Raw genomic sequence first — 21,100 nt, 5'->3', positions numbered from 1 at the left:
CAGGCACATTATGCTCACGCGCTTGCGAGAAATTGTCGAAAATGTTGCGGCAACGGCCCGCCTTAGTGATGCGCTGGACATTCTGGTCAATGAGACCTGTCAGGCTATGGACACGGAAGTCTGCTCCATTTATCTGGCCGATCACGATCGTCAATGCTACTACCTGATGGCAACGCGCGGATTGAAAAAGCCGCGCGGGCGTACGGTTACGCTGGCGTTTGGGCAAGGTATCGTCGGGCTGGTCGGTCAACGTGCTGAGCCTATCAATTTGGCCGATGCTCGTACGCACCCCAGCTTCAAATATATCCCCTCGGTAAAAGAGCAACATTTCCGTTCTTTTCTCGGTGTTCCTATTATTTACCGTCGCCATCTGCTGGGTGTGCTGGTGGTTCAGCAGCGTGAACATCGTCAGTTTGATAAAAACGAAGAATCGTTCATGGTGACGCTGGCCACGCAGATGGCCGCTATTCTTTCTCTTTCGCAGATAAAAACGCTTTTCGGCCAATACCGTCAGACGCGCGTTAAGGCGCTGGTCGCTGCACCAGGTGTAGCGATAGCCCCCGGCTGGCAGGATTGTACCCAGCCTTCTCTGGAGCAGGTTTTCCCCGCCTCGAGCTTGGATAGCGAGCGCGAGCGTTCCCGTTTAACGCAGGCGTTAGAGGAGGCGACGGCGGAATTCCGTCGCTTCAGCAAACGGTTTAGCGCCAGCGCGCAGAAAGAGAGCGCGGCGATTTTCGATTTGTATTCGCACTTGCTGAATGATGCGCGTCTCAAACGTGAACTGTTTCAGGAGGTGGATGCGGGTAACGCCGCTGAGTGGGCCGTCAAACTGGTGATCGAACGTTTTGCGGCGCAGTTCACCAATTTGCAGGATACCTACTTGCGCGAGCGTGCTGGCGATCTGCGCGCGTTAGGACAACGGCTGCTGTTTCACCTTGACGATAACGCGCAAATCATGGGGCAATGGCCTGAGCGCTTTATCCTTGTTGCGGATGAATTAACGGCAACGCTCTTGGCGGAACTGCCGCCAGAGCGGTTGGCGGGCGTAGTTGTGTATGACGGTGCTGCCAATTCGCATGCGGCGATTTTAGTGCGTGCCATGGGTATTCCTACGCTGGTTGGCGCAGATATTCAGCCAGAATTGCTGCATCAGCGGCAGCTGATTATCGACGGCTATCGCGGTGAGCTGCTGGTCGATCCCGAACCAGTGCTGGTGCAGGAATACCAGCGCCTGCTGACGGAAGAAAACGAGCTGACTCGTCTGGCCGAAGGCGAGATGGAGCAGCCTGCTGTACTGAAAAGCGGTGAGCGTATTCAGGTTATGCTGAATGCGGGGCTAAGTGCCGATCATGAAAAACGTTTTATTAATCAGGTTGATGGTGTTGGGTTATACCGTACGGAAATCCCTTTTATGCTGCAAAGTGGGTTTCCGTCCGAAGATGAGCAGATGGCGCAATACCAAAGCATGTTGGCGCTTTATCCTACGCGCCCCGTGATGCTGCGCACGCTGGATATTGGTGCGGATAAGCCATTACCTTATTTACCTATCAGCGAAGAAAACCCTTGTCTTGGCTGGCGTGGTATTCGTATTACGCTCGATCAGCCTGAAATTTTTCTAATTCAGGTGCGCGCCATGCTGCGTGCTAATGCACATATCGGTAATCTCAATATCCTGTTGCCAATGATCAGCAGCCTGGATGAAATCAGTGAAGCGCGTCGTCTGATCGATCAGGCCGCAGGTGAAGTAGAGGAATTACTCGGCTTCCCGCAGCCCAAGCCGCGGATTGGGATTATGATCGAAGTGCCATCGATGCTGTTTCTGCTCCCTCATCTGGCTTCCCGGATCGATTTTGTTTCGGTCGGCACCAACGATCTGACGCAATATCTGCTGGCAGTGGATCGCAATAACGCTCACGTGGCATCGCTTTATGACAGCCTTCATCCTTCTATGTTGCAAGCACTGAATATGATAGCTGCCGAGTGCGAACGGCATAACATTCCGCTTTCCGTATGCGGTGAAATGGCGGGAGAAGCGCTTGGCGCACTGCTGTTGACCGGGCTAGGTTATCGTTCTCTCAGCATGAACGGGCGCAGCGTTGCACGAATTAAATATTTGCTGCGCCAAATTACGCTCGCTGAGTCGCAGGCACTGGTGAAGCAATTATTGAATGCACAGAATGCGACAGAAGTTCGACAGTGGGCGGCGATCTTCATGGAAGAGCGCGGACTGGGCGGCTTGATTCGCGGTGGGCGCTAATGCGTAGCGATACATTCTCTGCTGAGATATCACGACGTAATTGCGAATAAATGTTTAACGACGCATAAATGTTTTACAGAACTTTTCCCGTTCTCGAGCAATGAGTACGGGGGCGTATGCTATGATTCGCCACCGCGGTTCGCAGGAATGGATTCATTCTCCTGCCTTTTGCCTATCAATGACGATCCCGAAAACAGGGATAACACAATAAAATATGTGGTGAATGATGACGACAAGCTATCTGGCGTTTCCTCAGTTTGATCCAGTGATTTTTTCAATCGGCCCGCTGGCGCTGCACTGGTATGGACTGATGTATCTGGTGGGTTTTGTATTTGCCATGTGGTTGGCGGTGCGTCGGGCGAATAAACCGGGTAGCGGTTGGACCAAGGATGAAGTCGAAAATCTGCTGTATATGGGATTCCTTGGGGTGTTCGTCGGCGGACGTCTGGGCTATGTTCTGTTTTATGCTTTCCCGTCATTTCTTGAAAATCCGCTCTATCTTTTCAAAGTCTGGGATGGCGGTATGTCGTTCCACGGCGGCTTAATGGGCGTTATCTGCGTCATGCTGTGGTTTGCTCACCGAACCAAACGTCATTTCTTCCAGGTCGCTGATTTTATTGCTCCCCTGATTCCTTTTGGACTTGGCGCTGGCCGCTTGGGCAACTTTATCAACGGCGAACTGTGGGGTCGTGTCACGACAGATACCCCATGGGCTATGCTGTTTCCTGGTTCGCGCAGCGAAGATATGATGCTGGCCGTCAGCAATCCGCAGTGGCAGGCGATTTTCAATCAGTACGGTATGCTACCGCGTCATCCTTCACAGCTGTATCAAATGATGCTGGAAGGTGTGGCGCTGTTTATCATTCTGAATCTCTTTATCCGTAAATCTCGGCCGATGGGGAGCGTATCGGGGCTTTTCCTTATTTGCTACGGCATGTTCAGGATCATTACCGAATTCTTCCGCCAGCCGGATGCGCAGTTGGGTCTGTTTGGCGACCTTTTCAGCATGGGGCAAATCCTGTCGTTGCCAATGGTGATCGCCGGTATTCTGATGATGGTTTGGGCTTATCGCCGTCAGCCTGCACAGCAATAATCCGCTGTCCTTCTTTAATTTTGTGGTGAGGTAGTATGAAACAGTATCTGGATCTGATGAAAAAAGTGCTTGAAGAAGGCACGCCGAAGGCCGACCGTACCGGCACGGGCACGCGTTCCATTTTCGGCCATCAGATGCGTTTCAACTTGCAGGACGGGTTTCCGCTGGTTACCACCAAAAAATGCCACCTGCGTTCGATTATTCATGAACTGCTTTGGTTCCTGAACGGCGATACCAATGTTGCTTATTTGCATGAAAATAAAGTCAGTATTTGGGACGAATGGGCAGATGAGAACGGTAATTTGGGGCCAGTTTATGGTAAACAGTGGCGTTCGTGGGGAGCCGCAGACGGCCGCCAAATCGACCAGTTGAAGAATGTTCTGACCCAGTTGAGACAGGATCCAGATTCTCGCCGTATCATCGTGTCTGCCTGGAACGTAGGAGATCTGGACAAAATGGCGCTGGCACCGTGCCACGCATTTTTCCAGTTCTACGTGGCGGATGGCAAACTCTCTTGCCAGCTTTACCAGCGTTCATGCGATATCTTCCTCGGCTTGCCATTCAATATCGCCAGCTATGCGCTGCTGGTGCATATGGTGGCGCAGCAGTGCGATCTGGAAGTCGGTGATTTCGTCTGGACGGGGGGCGATACGCATCTGTATAACAACCATATGGAACAGACGCACTTACAGCTGAGCCGTGAACCGCGCGCGCTGCCTAAATTGGTGATTAAGCGTCGCCCAGATACGCTGTTCGACTATCGCTTCGAAGATTTTGAAATTGAGGGATACGATCCGCATCCTGCCATCAAAGCACCGGTTGCGATCTAAAGCCTTTCACCGTTTCTCTGGGCCGCATAATGCGGCCCTTTTTGTTTCCTCACTTTACCCACCTCCCCGCACGATTTTTCTGTTGTTACATCGTTGCAGCAAAACATTGCGAACCGCCGCGTATAGCACCATTAACGCGCTGTTTTTGTGGATAAGACTCTCTATCCTGACGTCATGAAAACAGGGAATCGACAACCGCGAGGGTTTACCTTGCTTGAATTATTGGTGGTGCTGACGATTGTGGCACTGATGGCGGGCGGCGGCCTACATGGCTGGATTCAGTATCAGCAGGCCATCCGTCTGGAACAGAGTGCGCAGCAACTGTTGGACTTCTTGAGCCGGGTTCAGGCGAATGCCTATTGGCATAACGAAACTCGTACTGCGAAGCTTATTTCACAGGGGACGCAGTGGTGCATGATGGCAGGTCAGAATGAAAAACAGACGGAGGACGTGTGCCGTGAGAATCATCCAGGGCAGTTTGTTCGCCGTTCTCAGGATGTCGTGTTGGCCAAGTCCACAAGCAATATTTTCACGTTTTTTGGCTTGCGTAACGCGGCACAGGCTGGTCACATCTCGTTGTCGAACTCTGCGGGGCAGTTGCGTCTGGTTATCTCGGTGAGGGGACGCATCCGTCTGTGTAGCGAGTCGCAAGTTGTATTGGCGATTCCATTATGTTGAAGCAGAGAATGTTGAAACAGAGAGTGTTGAGACAAGCAGGGTTAGGGTGTGAACAACGCGGTTTCACACTGCCGGAAATCCTGTTGGCGCTGAGTTTAGGTAGCCTGATTATGCTGTCGGCAGCGCAGTTGTACCCTCTGTTACGCAGCCAAAGCCAGGACAGCGCACAGCTTTTCCGATTGGAACAGCTATTTAGTCAGGTAGCGATGGGGATTGAGAAAGATATCCGTCGGGCGGGGTTTTGTGCCGGAAGATGCCAGGGAAAGGCGATCAGCATGGGGAATTATCCGGGAGAAACGGAAAACAGCTGCCTGAATGTCTCTTACGATCTGAACCGGAATGGCGTGTGGGATGGTGGAGAACAGCAGGATGCCGAGTCTTTTGGTTATCGTCTGCGTGCGCGGTCGTTAGAAATTCAGAGTGGGGCGCATAGCTGCCAGGGAGACAGGTGGGAGAAGCTGTTTGATCCGCAGGAGGTGGTGCTCACGGTTTTCCGACTACAGCGCCTGTCTGCACAGAATGATGTGGCGTTGTACGAACTGCAACTGGCTGGTTATTGGGCCAAACGCCCTGCCGTCCGGCAGCATATTACTCGCATTATTCTTGGTCGTAATCAATGAGCGCAGGAAAGCAAGAAGGGAGTGGAACGCTGGGTATGGTGCTGCTCATCGCCATTATCGGCCTGCTGTTAATGTCTGGTTTGCAACGCCAGCTTGATGCTGCCATTCAACTAGGAAACGATGAACGGCACTATCTGCGAGCCTTCAATCAGGCATTGTCCTCGCTGAACTGGGGAAGAGAGCAGCGCTGGGGGGCGCTAACGGAAAACTGGCAATGCCAGCAGTTGTCGGCAGATCAATTGGTGGTGTGTCTGCGTGCGGCCTCGGATGGAGCGCAAGGATTACTGCGAGGTGAAGGAATGCTCCCTGCTTCTGCGCGACCATTGAGGTTGTACCAACGAGTGTCATTTTCGGCACTATCGTCGGGCCAGATTGCTATTCAACCATTAGGTAATGGCTGGCTAGATTTTTGCCCAGATAAAGATGTCACACGCTGTGACGCAACGGAGTAGTGCAGTGAACAACAGGTTCGTGAGTCGTCAATCAGGTTTCAGCCTGCCGGAGACGCTGGTGGCAGCGTTGCTGTTTGCTGTATCGCTGATGGGGCTATTGCAATATCACCAGATCTTGCAACAGTCATTTCAGCACCAGTGGCAGCAGCGTCAGGCCTGGCGGTTTGCTATGCAGCAGCTCGAGGCCTATGAAGCGGGTGTGTCATATTATCCGTTCGATCTTGATAATGCTGCGTCTCTTTCGGGTAAAAACTGGCAGTTTAGTTTGTCAGAGCAGTTACAGAGCGGAGAATGCCGTCAGGTAACGGCAAGAGTCATGACGCCACGTCGCTATCAGGCTACACTGAACCGTTGGTTTTGCCGGTCATCACCTGTCAGCTAAACATGCCTGGCAAACTATACCCTAAATAATTCGAGTTGCGGGCAGGCGGCAACCGCACGACAAATTCGTCGGGAACGAATTTGACCAGCCAACGGCTGGCCTTCGGTGAGAGACGGGATGTCTCTTATTTCATCCCCGAGAGCTTACACCAGTAAGTGATTGGGGTGACAAATCTGCCGGGAGCAGATTTGAACGCTGCTTGTAGCGGCCCTTTAGGGCGAGGCCCACGACGGGCCGAGTATTTAAGAGAAGCCAACGCACATGCAGCTTGAAGTATGACGGGTATATGAATGATCAATCGTAAGCAGCGGTAGCAGGAGCCAGAATGTTTAGAATCTATCACTCCAATCAGTTGGATATCTTGAAAAGGCTGATGGTTGAGCTGATAAAACGTCAGCCGCTTGTGGATCCTTTCCAGCAGGAAGTGATTTTGGTGCAAAGCCCAGGGATGGCGCAGTGGTTGCAAATGGAACTGGCCGCAGACTTTGGTATTGCTGCCAATATTCAATTCCCGCTGCCCGGCGTTTTTTTGTGGAATATGTGTCGCCATGTGCTGCCGGATATTCCAAAAGAAAGCGCTTTCAGCAAGGATGCGATGACGTGGAAGCTCATGCACTTGCTACCCGATTTGTTGGCACAACCTGACTTCTCAGCACTTAACCACTATTTGCAGGATGATGATAACCAGCGCAAGCTGCACCAACTTGCCGGACGTGTGGCGGATCTTTTTGATCAATACCTGATTTATCGCCCTGATTGGATTAAAGCATGGCAAGAGGGGAAACAGGTTGACGATCTCGGTGGTAACCAGCTGTGGCAGTCGGCGCTGTGGCGCGCTCTGGTGAATTACACACGTGAACTGGCGCAGCCTGAATGGCACCATGCGATTCTATACCAACGTTTTATTAATGCGTTAGAACAGGCAAAAACATGTCCGAAAGGCCTGCCGCCACGCGTTTTTATCTGCGGTATATCGGCGTTACCCCCCATCTATTTACAGGCATTGAACGCGCTGGCGCAGCACATTGATGTGCATCTGCTATTTACCAATCCCTGTCGCCATTACTGGAGTGATATTCAGGATTATAAATTTCTGGCGAAGCTAAAAGCCCGTAACCGCCGTTTACATCGTTTTGACCGCGAACAGACTGATGAAACCCGTTCGTTATTTCGCGATCCCTCACTGGCAGAAACGCTATTCAACGAGGAAGGTAAACAGTCGATTAATAATCCGTTGTTGGCATCGTGGGGCAAGCTGGGGCGCGATAACCTGTATCTGCTGGCTGAATTGGATAGCGTGCAGGAAATCGATGCCTTTGTTGAGTCGGATGGTGAAAATCTACTGCAAACTTTGCAGCGCGATATCCTTGAACTGGAAGATCATGCGGTTGTGGCGGTAAGCCACGAAACACAAAATACCAGTACGCAAAAGCGTCTGTTGGCACTCGACGATCGTTCGATCGATTTTCATGCCTGCCATAGTCCGCAGCGTGAAGTTGAAGTGCTTCACGATCGGTTGTTAGCCATGATGGCAGACGATCCTGAACTGATGCCGCGCGATGTGATTGTGATGATGGCGGACATCGACAGCTATACCCCGTTTATTCAAGCCGTGTTTGGTAATGCGCCGGACAACCGCTACCTGCCTTTTGCCATTTCCGATCAGCGTGCGCGACATGCACATCCTGCGTTGCAGGCGGTGATTAGTCTGTTAGATCTGCCCACGAGCCGTTTTACGGCGGAGCAAGTTCTGGCATTGCTTGAAGTACCCGCACTCGCTGCTCGTTTCGGTATTCAGGAAGAAGGGCTACGTCGTTTGCGCCTGTGGGTGGTGGAATCGGGTGTGCGTTGGGGGTTGGATGACGACAACGTACGCGATCTGATGTTGCCGCCAACGGGGCAACATACGTGGCGTTTCGGTCTGACGAGGATGCTGCTGGGTTATGCGATGGATAGCCAGACTGGCGACTGGCAGGGCGTGCTGCCTTATGACGAATCCAGTGGGCTGATTGCGGAACTGGCTGGTCAACTGGCCGAACTACTGATGCAGATTCATCAATGGCGTCAGCGCCTGTCCCAGCCACGTTTGCTTGTCGACTGGTTACCGCTATGCCGAGAACTAATCGAAACCTTCTTTGATGCTGACAGTGAGACTGAAGCGGCGCTGGCGCTAGTTGAAAAACAGTGGCAGCACGTCATTGGCATGGGCACGATGGCGCATTATCCGCAACAGGTGCCGATCTCCCGGTTACGTGATGAACTGTCACGGCGTCTCGATCAAGAACGACTCAGCCAGCGTTTCCTGGCTGGTGCTATCAACTTTTGTACGCTGATGCCTATGCGTTCCATCCCCTTCAAAGTCGTGTGTTTACTGGGGATGAACGATGGCGTTTATCCTCGAACGTTGCCGCCGCTTGGGTTCGACCTGATGGGGAGGAAAATCAAGCGCGGTGACCGTAGCCGGCGTGACGATGACCGCTATCTGTTTCTGGAAGCGCTTCTGTCGGCACAGCACAAGCTTTATATCAGTTATATCGGGCGCTCGATTCAGGATAATATGCGCCGTTATCCTTCCGTATTGGTCAGCGAGCTGACGGAATATATTGCGCAGAGCTACGTCCTGCCGGGTGATGAGGCGCTGGATATTGATAGCAGCGCAGAGCGTGTTGTGCAGCATCTATGCCGTGAGCATAGCCGTATGCCTTTTGATGCGCATAACTTCCAGCCTGCACCGCAGCCGTTGAGCTTTGCGGCAGAGTGGCTGGCGGCGGCGAACCAAAAAGGAGAAGCACAGCCTGATTTCGATCGTGAAGCACTGTCCGAAAGAGCAAGTGATATCGATGTCAGCCTGGACGATCTGAAACGTTTTTACCGCCACCCTGTGCGCGCTTTTTTTCAACTGCGGCTTGGCGTGAGTTTTATGCTACACAGTGACGAGCTATTGGATGAAGAGCCTTTTGTGGTTGATAGCCTGAACCGCTATCAATTGAATAGTGAGTTGCTGAATACCTTGATTAATGAAGGTGATACGGAAAAACTGTACCGTCGCGCCAGAGCCGCGGGCGAATTGCCCTATGGCGCGTTTGGCGAAATTTACTGGCAGGAACAGCAGCAGGATATGGCGCAGCTCGCCGCGCGCGTGCGTGATGAATTAACGCTGTCGCTGTCGGTGAGCCGGGAAGTGGATATTCTCCTTGACGGCGTGCGTGTCAGCGGCTGGCTAAATCAGGTTCAGCCGGATGGTTTGCTGCGCTGGCGTCCCGGTACGCTTTCCATGAAGGATGGCATTACGCTGTGGTTGGAGCATCTGGCCTACTGTGCAACGGGTGGACAGGGAGAAAGTCGGCTGTATGGGCGGGAAGACACCGTGTGGCGCTTTGCCGCGTTGTCGGAGGCTCAGGCCAGAGAATATCTGAGCATTATGCTGGATGGATATCGTCAGGGAATGAGCAAACCGTTGTTACTGCTTAACAAAGCAGGGAGCGCGTGGTTGGCGGAATGTTATGATCGTGAAAGCGATAGCCTGCGGTCAGATGAAGAGGCGCAGAATAAAGCGCGCGCCCGCTTGCTGCAAGCTTGGCAGGGTAACATGGGAATGCGGGGTGAAGGTGAGGATTATTACCTGCAACGTATTGTCCGTGAGTTGGATGAAAAACGAATGAATGAGGTGATTGAAGCGGCGCAAGTCTGGCTACTGCCGCCGTTCCGCTTTAATCTGGCTTGATGAGTGTGTTTTGAATGATGTCTGTATAGATTTCGAGGTGCGAAAAGATAACGCACTGCAACGTGAAAAGTGGTGGATATGAGGTTGGAGAATTGCATGCGTAAACAGTGGGTCTGGATTACCGGGTGGTTTCTTTTATTCACATTCTGGCTTCCGGCGAGTTGGGCTGATACGGGTTGGCAGCCGCTGGCCCAGACGATTCGAAAAAGCGAAAAAGATCCGCGGCAATATCAGGCGATCAAACTGGATAACGGCATGACGGTTCTGCTGGTTTCCGATCCACAGGCACCGAAATCTTTGGCATCGCTGGCGCTGCCTATTGGTTCGCTGGACGATCCTAATAACCAACTGGGATTAGCACACTACCTCGAACACATGGTGCTGATGGGATCGAAACGTTACCCGGAACCGGAGGCGCTTTCCGAGTTTTTGAAAAAGCATGGTGGTAGCCACAATGCCAGTACGGCGTCTTACCGCACGGCATTTTATCTGGAAGTGGAAAACGATGCGCTACGGCCAGCAGTGGATCGGATGGCTGATGCTATCGCGGAACCGCTGCTCGATCCGGTGAACGCCGATCGTGAACGTAATGCGGTCAATGCGGAATTGACGATGGCGCGTTCACGTGACGGTCACCGTATGGCACAGGTTGGGGCGGAGACGTTGAATCCGGCGCACCCGAGCGCACGTTTCTCGGGGGGCAATCTTGAAACTCTGAGCGATAAACCCGGCAGCAAACTGCATGATGAGCTGGTGAAGTTCTACCAGCGATACTACTCCGCTAATCTGATGAAAGGGGTGATTTACAGTAATCAACCTCTGCCTGAACTGGCGAAACTGGCGGCCGACACATTCGGTCGCATTGCCAATCATAACGCCAGCATTCCCGCGGTTACGGTTCCCGTAACAACGGAGAAGCAGCGTGGAGTCATGATTCACTACGTTCCTGCTCAACCGAGAAAACAGCTGCGTATTGAGTTTCGCGTTAGCGATATTAGCCAGGAATTTCGTAGCAAGACGGATACCTACATCAGCTATCTGCTCGGCAACCGCAGCCAGAATACGCTCTCTGACTGGTTGCAAAAGGAAGGGCTGGTTGAGTCTATCGGTGCAGGCTCTTCACCGATAATTGACCGCAACGGCGGCATGTTTGCTATTTCTGCTTCGCTGACCGATAAAGGCCTGGCGCAGCGGGACGAAGTCATCGCAGCAATATTCCGTTACCTACAACAAATCCGTACCGAGGGGATTCAGCAGCGTTATTTTGATGAGATCGCGCATGTTCTGGATCTGGATTTCCGCTATCCGTCCATCAGCCGGGATATGGATTATATCGAATGGCTGGTTGATACCATGTTGCGCGTGCCAGTCGAGCATACGCTGGATGCACAATATGTGGCGGATCGCTACGATCCGAAAGCTATCGCTGCACGACTTGATGAGATGACGCCGCAGAATGCGCGCGTGTGGGTCATCAGCCCGAATGAGCCGCATAATAAGGTGGCTTATTTTGTCGATGCGCCGTACGAGATGGATAAAATCCCGTCAGCAACCTTTGCAAAATGGAAAACGCTGGGGCAGAAAATGTCGCTGTCGTTGCCGACAATCAACCCTTATATCCCGAATGATTTTTCTCTGATCAAAGCGGATAAGGCAATGACTAAACCGACACTCCTGCTGAATCAACCGGGGTTGCGCGTGTTGTACATGCCGAGTCACTATTTCGCCGATGAGCCGAAAGCGGAAATTACACTGATGCTGCGTAATCAGCAAGCATGCAGTACCGCCCGCAATCAGGTGTTGTTCGCGTTAAATGATTATCTGGCAGGACTGGCATTGGATGAACTGAGTTATCAGGCCTCAATTGGCGGTATCAGCTTCTCCACCCAAAACAATGATGGTCTGCTTATTAGTGCGGATGGTTATACTCAGCATTTACCACAGTTGTTACTGACGCTGGTCGATGGCTATGCTTCCTTTACCTCAACGGAAGCGCAACTCGCGCAGGCAAAATCTTGGTATTTGCAGCAGTTGGATGCGGCGGAGAAATCAAAAGCTTTTGAACAGGCAATGCAGCCTATCCGAGCCGCGTCTCAGCCTCCATATTTTGAACGCTCTGAGCGCCGTAGCCTGTTGAAGGATATTCGTTTGCAGGATGTGGTTAATTACCGCAATGACCTGCTGAAAAAATCCACACCGGAAATGCTCGTTGTCGGCAATCTGGCACCGAATCGTGTCATCGAGTTAGCGAATACGCTAAAAACGCATTTGAAGGCCAATGGTGAAAATCTGTCGCGTAGCGATGATATAAAAATCAGCCAGCCACAGCTTGCTAATCTGGAGCGCGCTGGCAGTAGTACCGATTCTGCATTAGCGGCGGTGTATGTGCCGACTGGCTATTCCGAAACGGAAAGCATGGCGTATAGCTCAGTGCTGGGGCAGATCGTTCAGCCTTGGTTCTATAGCCAACTGAGAACGGAAGAGCAGTTGGGCTATGCGGTGTTTGCTTTCCCAACGGCTATCGGCAGGCAGTGGGGGATCGGATTCCTGTTGCAAAGCAATAGCAAACAGCCTGCCTATTTGTATCAGCGCTATGAAGACTTCTACGAAAAGGCGCAAAAACGACTGCGCGAAATGAGTGAAGAAGAATTTGCGCAGTATAAGCAAGGCGTGATGAATGAACTGAATCAGCGTCCACAAACGCTGGGTGAAGAGGCCAGCCGACTGCGCCGCGATCTGGATCGGGAGAATTTTGCTTTTGATTCGCGCGAGAAATTGCTCGAACAAATCAAACCACTGACAGTGAAGCAACTGGCAGATTTCTTCCAGCAGGCGTTGAAGCCCGAAGGGCTGGCGGTGTTATCACAGGTTTCCGGTAGCCATCATGGCAAAGCCGACTATGCTGCGCCTAAAGGCTGGCATACCTACGCTGATGCGTCTTCATTGCAGAAAACGTTACCGCGTGAGAAAGCACCCACAATGATCCCCGCACCTGCACCACAGCCAGCGGCATCGGAAGCTGTTGGTAAGGTTTCAGCACAATGAAAAATGCCGCGCCGCAATCATTAGACGTTATGACGTTGCCGCTCTTAGGTGAGCGACTGATTGAGGCGTCGGCTGGAACGGGGAAAACCTATACGCTGGCGGCGCTCTACCTACGTCTGCTGTTGGGGCTGGGTAAGCAAGCCGCGTATCCACGTCCGTTACTGGTCGAGGAAATTCTGGTTGTGACTTTTACGGAGGCCGCGACCGAAGAGCTGCGTGAGCGCATTCGAGCAAGAATTCACGCGCTGCGCATCGCTTGCTTGCGTAAAAGCGCGCAGGGTGAAGCGGCGCAGGAACCTAAGGATACCTCGTTAGCGCAACTGCTCGCAGAGATTGCGGATCACCGCGAGGCTGCCGATGTATTGCTGGCAGCCGAACGACAAATGGATGAGGCGGCGATCTACACGATCCACGGTTTCTGCCAACGCATGCTTAGTACCAATGCATTTGAATCCGGCGTGCTGTTTGAACAGGTGCTGATAGAAGATGAACAGCCGTTGCGCCGCCAGGCCTGTGCCGATTTCTGGCGTCGTTATTGTTATCCGCTGCCGATGGACGTCGCGCGTATCGTTGGTCTGGAGTGGAAAGGACCGGAGAATTTGCTGGCCGATCTGATGCCTTATCTGCACGGGGAGGCTCCTGCGTTTCGCTTGCCGCCAGAAGAAGACGAAACGCTGCTGAGTCGACATGAGAAAATCGTGGCGACGATCGACGCTTACAAACAACACTGGCTGGCGTCAGCACCGGGGCTTGAAGCGCTGATTAGTACTTCTGGCGTGGATAAACGTAGCTACAGCAGCAAGCACCTTCCCAACTGGCTACAGAAAGTTACGTTGTGGGCAGAGCAGCCGACGTTGGATTACCAACTGCCGAAAGATCTGGTGAGGTTTGCCCAGCAAACGTTAATCGAGAAGACGAAGAAAGGTGAACCGCCCGTTCATGTCATCTTTGAGGCGACAGAGCGGCTGCTGGAAACACCGCTATCGCTGCGTGATTTGGTCGTTGTACGTGCGCTATCAGCAATTCGGGATTCTGTACGTGAAGAAAAACGGCAGCGTGCGGAACTGGGATTTGACGATCTGCTGAGCCGTCTGGATGACGCATTACAACAGCCTGGTGGAGAACAGCTTGCCAGCGCCATTCGTGAACGTTATCCGGTGGCGATGATCGATGAGTTTCAGGATACCGATCCTCAACAGTATAGGATTTTCCGCACGCTTTATGTCGGGCAGCCGCAGTGTGGACTATTGCTGATTGGTGACCCGAAACAGGCTATTTATGCATTCCGTGGCGCGGATATTTTTACCTACATGCACGCGCGTGGAGAAGTGGCCGCACATTATACGTTGGGTACGAATTGGCGTTCGTCGCACCAGATGGTACGTGGTGTTAATCGCCTTTTTGAACGTCTCGAATACCCTTTTATTTTTCGCAATATCCCTTTTCTACCGGTCAATCCTGCTGAATCTAAGCGCGGTTTGGTGTTTGATATCGCCGGACAGCCTCAGCCAGCTCTGCAATTCTGGCTAACGGGCGCGGAACCGATTGGTGTGGGGGATTATCAGCAACAGATGGCACGCCAGTGTGCAGCGCAGATTCGTGACTGGTTGGCGGCGAGTCAGCGCAATGAGGCCTGGTTGGTAAACGACGATTCCCGGCGTTTGGTCAAAGCCTCTGATATGAGTGTGCTGGTGCGTAGCCGACGTGAAGCCTCGCTGATTCGTGATGCACTGAGCCGTTTGTCCATTCCCTCGGTGTACCTGTCGAATCGCGATAGTGTGTTCACTACGCCTGAAGCTAGCGATATTTTGTGGCTACTGCAGGCGGTGTTGGCACCCGAGCAGGAGCGCACGTTACGTAGCGCCATGGCAACGGCGCTAATGGGTCTGGATGCTGAACAAGTTGACGCTTTAGGACAAAGCGAAACCGCATGGGACGCGCTGGTGGACGAGTTTGCTGGCTACCGCACGCTGTGGCGTCAACGAGGTGTACTGCCAATGCTGCGTGCGTTGATGAGTTACCATCAACTTGCGGAGAACCTGCTGGCGAGCGCAGAGGGGGAACGCCGCATTACCGATATTCTGCATATCGGTGAATTGTTGCAGGATGCCTCGGCAACGCTCGATAGTGAGCACGCGCTGGTGCGCTGGCTATCACAACAGATTGTCCAGCCTAATCCGCAGGCAGAGAACCAACAACTGCGTCTGGAAAGCGACCGACATCTGGTACAGATCGTGACAATCCATAAATCGAAAGGGCTTGAATATCCGCTGGTATGGCTACCTTTCATCAGCAACTTCCGCGTACAGGAACAGGGGATTTACCACGATCGCGATAGCTATCAGGCCGTGTTGGATCTGCAAAATAACGAAGAAAGCCAGACGCTGGCGGAAGAAGAGAGGCTAGCGGAAGATTTACGTTTGCTGTATGTCGCACTAACCCGCTCTATCTACCACTGTAGCGTTGGCGTTGCACCCGTTCAGCGGTCGCGTAAGAAAGATGGCAGCAGTGATATGCACCACAGCGCGCTGGGCTATTTGCTCCAGCGCGGCCAAGAGGCAGATGTCGCCACGTTGGTCAGCGAACTTGAGGGAATGGTGGGCGACGGTGTTGCATTGACACCGCTACGGGCGACGGCAGTGGAACGTTGGCAACCGGATAGACCTGAATTGGCAGAGTTGCAGGCTCGCTATATTGAGCGCCAACTGCGCGACGGCTGGCGAGTGACCAGCTATTCCGGGCTTCAGCAACATGGGTCAGCAAACGCGCAGGATCTGGTGCCGCGCCTGGATATTGAAGCGATGGGTGAACGTCAGGAAGCGGGGGAAACCCAATTGACGCCACACACGTTCCCGCGCGGCGCGAGTCCGGGGACGTTTCTACATAGCCTGTTTGAAACGCTGGATTTTACCCAACCCGTTGATGATGACTGGCTGGCCGAGCAGTTGCAGCTACAGGGATTTGAAGCGCATTGGCATCCGGTGTTGAAGGCGTGGATGGAGACACTTTTGAATACGCCGCTTAACGATCAAGGAATCACGCTATCGGCGCTGGATAATTCGGATAAGCAGGCTGAATTACAGTTCTACATACCCATTGAAGCATCTATACAGGCAGCGCAGCTCGATCGGCTGGCAAAGCACTATGACCCACTATCCGCACTGTGTCCGCCGCTCTCTTTTCAGCAGGTTAAAGGCATGCTGAAAGGGTTTATCGATCTGGTCTTTCGCTGGGAAGGACGTTACTACCTATTGGACTACAAATCTAATTGGCTCGGCCCTGAGGCCAGTGCTTATACCCAGTCTGCCATGGCGCAGTCGATGGCCGAGCACCGCTATGACTTGCAATATCAGCTTTATACGCTGGCTTTGCATCGCTATTTGCGTCATCGCATTGCGGATTATGACTATGATCGCCATTTTGGCGGGGTAGTTTATCTGTTTTTACGCGGCGTTGAGGATTCTCACCCCGGTAATGGCATCTTTGCTTTTCGTCCCACGGCTGAATTTGTTTTCGGGCTTGATACGCTTTTCAAGGGAAAGGCGCTTGATGATGCTGATACAGGAATTCCATCATGATTGCGTTGCTTGAAATGGCGCTAGCGCGGCGATTGCTACGCCCGCTGGATATACAGTTTGCCAGAATGTTGGCTGATGACACGCAGCCCGATCTGCTGCTGGCCGCCGCCTGCCTGAGTGCACATTCGGGCGCGGGGCATGTGTGTCTACCGTTGGAAAACTTGCAGGCGCAGACGCTATTTGACGGCCGCGATCCTGAACTGGCGCAACAACTGATCACCGAATCTGGAATCAACACGGTTGCCGGGTGGCAGCAGCGTTTGCTGGCATCCGATGCCGTTAGCGATGGCAGTAAACCGGCACCCTTAGTGCTGCAAGGGGCGAAACTTTATTTACAGCGTAGCTGGCAGAGTGAAGGCCGCGTAGCGCAGTTTATTGCCAGTGAGCGTGATACGGTGTCGGTCGACGAACCTGCGATTCGGGCGGTACTGGATCGCCTGTTTCCTGATACGGGCGAAGAGACTGACTGGCAGAAGGTGGCCGCTGCTGTCGCCTTGACACGCCGTATTGCGGTTATTTCCGGTGGACCGGGAACGGGGAAAACGACGACGGTTGCCAAGCTGCTGGCGGCGCTGATTGAGCTGAATACAGGGGAAGCGTTGCGTATCCAATTAGCTGCGCCTACCGGAAAGGCCGCCGCGCGGCTAACGGAATCGCTAGGGCTGGCATTGCATCGTCTGGCGGTGGATCAACGGCAGAGAGAGGCGTTTCCGAAGGAGGCGACAACGCTGCATCGCCTTTTAGGCGCGGTGACGGATAGCCAGCGACTACGTCACCATCAGGGAAATCCACTTCATCTGGACGTACTCATTGTGGATGAGGCATCGATGGTTGATTTACCGATGATGGCGAGTGTGATCGCGGCCCTTCCAGCACAGGCCAGAGTTATCTTTCTGGGCGATCGCGATCAGCTGGCGTCCGTAGAAGCGGGGGCGGTGTTAGGTGACATCTGTCGTTTTGCCGAGGCCGGCTATAGCCGTGCGCGGGCGCAGCAATTGCAACGCTTGACGGGCTGTACACTGGATGAAAGTGGTCCCGAAGGGCAGACGACAGTCAGTGACAGTATTTGTCTGCTACGTCGGAGCTACCGCTTCGATCCGCATTCCGGTATTGGGCAATTGGCGCTGGCGGTGAACGCTGGCGATGATGTTCGCTTGCGTGCGGTGCTGAACGGCGAGTTTGCCGACATCACCTGTAGTCCATTAGCAGAGGCCGAAGAGTATCAGACGATGCTGGCACAGTGTGTCGAAGGGTATCGTGATTATCTAGAGCTTATCGCAGCGGGAGCGACACCGGACGCCGTGCTGATTGCCTTCCAGCGTTATCGCCAGCTGTGTGCGTTGCGCGAAGGGCCATTTGGCGTAGCAGGGCTCAATCAGCGTATTGAGCAGGCTTTGCATCAGTCAGGGCTGATTCTACGCAGTCGGAATCCACTTAACCGCTGGTATCCCGGCCGACCGGTGATGATTGGACGTAATGATGCCGCGTTGGGTCTGTTCAATGGTGATATCGGTATCGCTATGATGGGGGAGAACAGGGAACTGAGAGTATTTTTCCCCTTGCCGAATGGCGAAACCAAAGATGTTACGCCAAGCCGTCTGCCGCCGCATGAAACGGCTTATGCGATGACGGTGCATAAATCGCAGGGGTCGGAATTCGATCATACAGCGCTGGTGCTGCCGAACCACTACTTACCCGTGCTGACGCGGGAGTTGGTATATACCGCTATCACGCGTGCGCGCCAGCGCTTGTCACTCTATACCGATATCAGAGTCCTATGTCGGGCGGTGAAAACGCCAACGCAGCGCTATAGCGGTTTGGAAGAGAGAATTAGCGCACTAATGGAGCGTTTTTAATAGGATGATGCTTTTGAGTGGGCATTAAGGTCAGGCGGACTCACGCTCAATCAGTGAAAAACCGATATCCATGATGGGGGAAGGCACGCTTTTTCCCTCAATCTTTTCCGCTAACATTGCCGCAGCATCGGTACCAATCTTCCAGCGATCGATCTTGACCGTGGTTATACTCGGCCTGTTGTGAGCAGCGAAATCAAGATCGCCAAATCCCATGACTGCCAGCGCCTTCGGTATCGCTAATCCTCTGGCTGTAGCTTCGATAATCACACCTTGTGCCAGCGTATCGGAGCTGCAAATAATGGCATCAAAAGTCTCGCCATCAGCGAGAAGTTCGCTTAGCCCCTGTCGCCCTGATGCCAGCGTCGCGGGCCATGGGGCGATGGCTTCACGCACCGAGTTTCCCGGCTGTTTTTGGATGATGTCGTAAATGCCTTTCTTACGCAGTCCGGCGCGTGCATCTTCCGTCCAGACAAGGCCGAAGCGCGAATGCCCTTTACCGATCAAATACTGTCCGATGGTATTTCCGATGCTTTCATGAGAAAAACCGACCAGCATATCGAGCGGCGTCGGGGTCAGATCCCAGATTTCAACGACGGGGATGGCTGCGTTGAGGAGAAGGCGTTTGAGCTCGGGCGTGTGGTGAATACCGGTGAGCACGATGCCGTCTGGACGGCGAGAAAGTAGAGTGGCGACAATCTCCGCTTCTGATTCATTGGTGTAGCCAGCAACGCACAGCAGCATGTGATAACCACGTGCGGCCAGTTCATCGCTGATTGCCTGAACGGTATCAACAAACATGTTGTTATTGATTTGCGGCACGACGACGGCAATCAGCTTGCTGCGTCTGGAGGCCAGTCCGCCCGCTAACATATTGGGGATATAGCCCGTAACACGGACGGCTTCCATCACCTTGTTTACCGTTTCTGCACGAACAATCTTCGGGTTGTTTAGCGCGCGGCTGACGGTCATGGGCGAAATGCCTGCGGCGCGCGCGACATCTTCAAGCGTGGGCGCGCGAGGTGGAGTGCTGTTGGCGTTCTTATCGCGTTTCAATCACTGGTTCCCTTTTGAGGCTGCGCGCATATTCACGTGTTGCGGGATTATCGTTGATGGTACATCGATTTTCCAGTCATCCATGTTTTTAGCAACCTGCCGAATTTTCTCGTTTTTTCGCGTTGGCACCTGAATTTCCTGTTGCATATTTTCGTTTTATCCTCTTACTTTTCGTGGTGATTGCGCAATCATTATTTGGTTGCTTGAAGTTTTCCCTACGCATTTTAATGATTATTATGTGATCTATGTTGCATGTTTTTTCTTCTTTTATCGCTATCTTCTTTTTCGTTTATAAATGTTAGCGCAATCATTTAATGGGGTGAGACATGACCATCAGTGCAAATTCAGCGGCGGTTAGCTATGCAAAAGTCACGAATGTCAGAACGGCTGCCGAGTCAGGCGATCGAATCGAATGGGTAAAACTCTCTCTGGCATTTTTGCCGCTGGCAACGCCGGTCAGCGATGCGAAAGTGTTAACCGGAAGGCAAAAACCGCTGACTGAAGTGGCTATTATTTTTGCTGAAATTCGCAGTCGTGATGGGTTTGAAGGGGTGGGATTCAGCTACTCCAAGCGGGCGGGTGGACAAGGTATCTACGCTCACGCGAAGGAGATTGCAGATAACCTGTTAGGCGAAGATCCGAATGATATCGATAAGATCTATGCCAAGCTGCTGTGGGCTGGAGCATCGGTCGGCCGCAGCGGAATGGCGGTACAGGCGATTTCTCCGCTCGATATCGCCCTGTGGGATATGAAAGCCAAGCGTGCGGGGTTGCCTTTGTCGAAGCTGCTGGGTTCACATCGGGATTCCGTTCAGTGTTACAACACCTCCGGTGGCTTCCTGCATACGCCGTTGGAACAGGTATTAAAAAATGTCGTGATCTCCCGTGAAAGCGGTATCGGCGGAATCAAACTGAAAGTCGGGCAGCCGAACGCAGCGGAGGATATCCGTCGTCTCACCGCGGTGCGCGAAGCGTTGGGGGACGATTTCCCGCTGATGGTAGATGCTAATCAGCAGTGGGATCGTGAAACGGCGATTCGGATGGGAAGAAAAATGGAAGCCTTTAATCTGGTCTGGATTGAAGAGCCGCTGGATGCCTATGATGTGGAAGGCCATGCGGCGCTGACGGCTGCGTTGGATACGCCGATTGCCACGGGTGAGATGTTGACCAGTTTCCGTGAGCATGAACAACTGATTCTCGGTAACGCCAGTGATTTTGTTCAGCCGGATGCGCCGCGTGTAGGGGGGATTTCTCCTTTCCTGAAAATCATGGATTTGGCCGCTAAGCATGGTCGTAAACTGGCACCGCACTTTGCGATGGAAGTGCATTTGCATCTGGCTGCGGCCTATCCGATTGAACCCTGGCTGGAGCATTTCGAGTGGCTGAATCCGCTCTTCAACGAGCAGCTAGAGTTGCGTGATGGACGCATGTGGGTATCCGATCGTCTGGGGCTAGGGTTCACGCTGAGTGAGCAGGCAAGAAAGTGGACGACGCTGAGCTGTGAGTTTGGCAAACAGTCCTAAACCGATGAA

General features: G+C 52.9%; 13 protein-coding genes. 12 read left to right on the top strand and 1 reads right to left on the bottom strand.

The window, feature by feature from the left end; translation table 11 throughout:
* Positions 1 to 10 precede the first annotated feature (10 nt).
* From ptsP to recD, 11 genes are all read left to right on the top strand, one after another.
* Positions 11 to 2,257 (top strand): phosphoenolpyruvate--protein phosphotransferase, encoded by a 2,247-nt coding sequence (gene ptsP, locus CLR69_RS11290; protein WP_129712416.1) that lies wholly within the window; start codon positions 11 to 13, stop codon positions 2,255 to 2,257.
* A gap of 226 nt (positions 2,258 to 2,483) precedes the next feature.
* Positions 2,484 to 3,350, top strand: coding sequence for a prolipoprotein diacylglyceryl transferase (lgt, locus tag CLR69_RS11285; RefSeq protein WP_129704846.1), 867 nt, complete (start codon positions 2,484 to 2,486; stop codon positions 3,348 to 3,350).
* Between the two features lie 35 nt (positions 3,351 to 3,385).
* Positions 3,386 to 4,180, top strand: a complete 795-nt coding sequence (gene thyA, locus CLR69_RS11280; RefSeq protein ID WP_129712414.1) for a thymidylate synthase — start codon at positions 3,386 to 3,388, stop codon at positions 4,178 to 4,180.
* 174 nt (positions 4,181 to 4,354) lie between these two features.
* Positions 4,355 to 4,858, top strand: coding sequence for a prepilin peptidase-dependent protein (locus CLR69_RS11275; RefSeq protein ID WP_129703103.1), 504 nt, complete (start codon positions 4,355 to 4,357; stop codon positions 4,856 to 4,858).
* A gap of 8 nt (positions 4,859 to 4,866) precedes the next feature.
* On the top strand, positions 4,867 to 5,478 hold the full coding sequence (locus tag CLR69_RS11270) for a prepilin peptidase-dependent protein (protein ID WP_129712412.1): 612 nt from the start codon (positions 4,867 to 4,869) through the stop codon (positions 5,476 to 5,478).
* Positions 5,475 to 5,930 carry a YgdB family protein gene (locus CLR69_RS11265; protein WP_242451582.1) on the top strand — a complete coding sequence of 152 codons (456 nt, stop codon included), beginning with the start codon at positions 5,475 to 5,477 and terminating at the stop codon, positions 5,928 to 5,930. Before CLR69_RS11270 ends, CLR69_RS11265 begins: the two co-directional genes overlap by 4 nt.
* Positions 5,902 to 6,312 (top strand): prepilin-type N-terminal cleavage/methylation domain-containing protein, encoded by a 411-nt coding sequence (locus CLR69_RS11260; protein WP_129703105.1) that lies wholly within the window; start codon positions 5,902 to 5,904, stop codon positions 6,310 to 6,312. The genes CLR69_RS11265 and CLR69_RS11260 overlap by 29 nt, the downstream gene beginning before the upstream one ends.
* Before the next feature lie 325 nt (positions 6,313 to 6,637).
* Positions 6,638 to 10,036: an exodeoxyribonuclease V subunit gamma gene (gene recC, locus CLR69_RS11255; RefSeq protein WP_129712410.1), complete on the top strand. Its 3,399-nt coding sequence runs from the start codon at positions 6,638 to 6,640 to the stop codon at positions 10,034 to 10,036.
* Between the two features lie 96 nt (positions 10,037 to 10,132).
* Complete coding sequence (ptrA, locus tag CLR69_RS11250) at positions 10,133 to 13,081, top strand: pitrilysin (protein ID WP_129712408.1); 2,949 nt, start codon at positions 10,133 to 10,135, stop codon at positions 13,079 to 13,081.
* Positions 13,078 to 16,659 carry an exodeoxyribonuclease V subunit beta gene (gene recB / locus CLR69_RS11245; RefSeq protein ID WP_129712406.1) on the top strand — a complete coding sequence of 1,194 codons (3,582 nt, stop codon included), beginning with the start codon at positions 13,078 to 13,080 and terminating at the stop codon, positions 16,657 to 16,659. Before ptrA ends, recB begins: the two co-directional genes overlap by 4 nt.
* The gene (gene recD, locus CLR69_RS11240) at positions 16,656 to 18,515 is read left to right on the top strand and encodes an exodeoxyribonuclease V subunit alpha (RefSeq protein WP_129712404.1); all 1,860 of its coding nucleotides are present in this window, start codon (positions 16,656 to 16,658) and stop codon (positions 18,513 to 18,515) included. Before recB ends, recD begins: the two co-directional genes overlap by 4 nt.
* Before the next feature lie 30 nt (positions 18,516 to 18,545).
* Here recD and CLR69_RS11235 read toward each other — a convergent pair whose 3' ends face one another.
* Complete coding sequence (locus CLR69_RS11235) at positions 18,546 to 19,568, bottom strand: LacI family DNA-binding transcriptional regulator (protein ID WP_129712402.1); 1,023 nt, start codon at positions 19,566 to 19,568, stop codon at positions 18,546 to 18,548.
* A 326-nt stretch (positions 19,569 to 19,894) separates the two neighbouring features.
* Here CLR69_RS11235 and CLR69_RS11230 point away from each other — a divergent pair, with 326 nt between their 5' ends.
* Complete coding sequence (locus CLR69_RS11230; protein ID WP_129712400.1) at positions 19,895 to 21,091, top strand: L-talarate/galactarate dehydratase; 1,197 nt, start codon at positions 19,895 to 19,897, stop codon at positions 21,089 to 21,091.
* Positions 21,092 to 21,100 lie beyond the last annotated feature (9 nt).

Source organism: Pectobacterium zantedeschiae (genome assembly GCF_004137795.1).
GTDB classification, from domain to species: domain Bacteria; phylum Pseudomonadota; class Gammaproteobacteria; order Enterobacterales; family Enterobacteriaceae; genus Pectobacterium; species Pectobacterium zantedeschiae.
The sequence above is the reverse complement of the archived record's forward strand: the minus strand, read 5'-3'. Positions and strand labels throughout refer to the sequence as shown.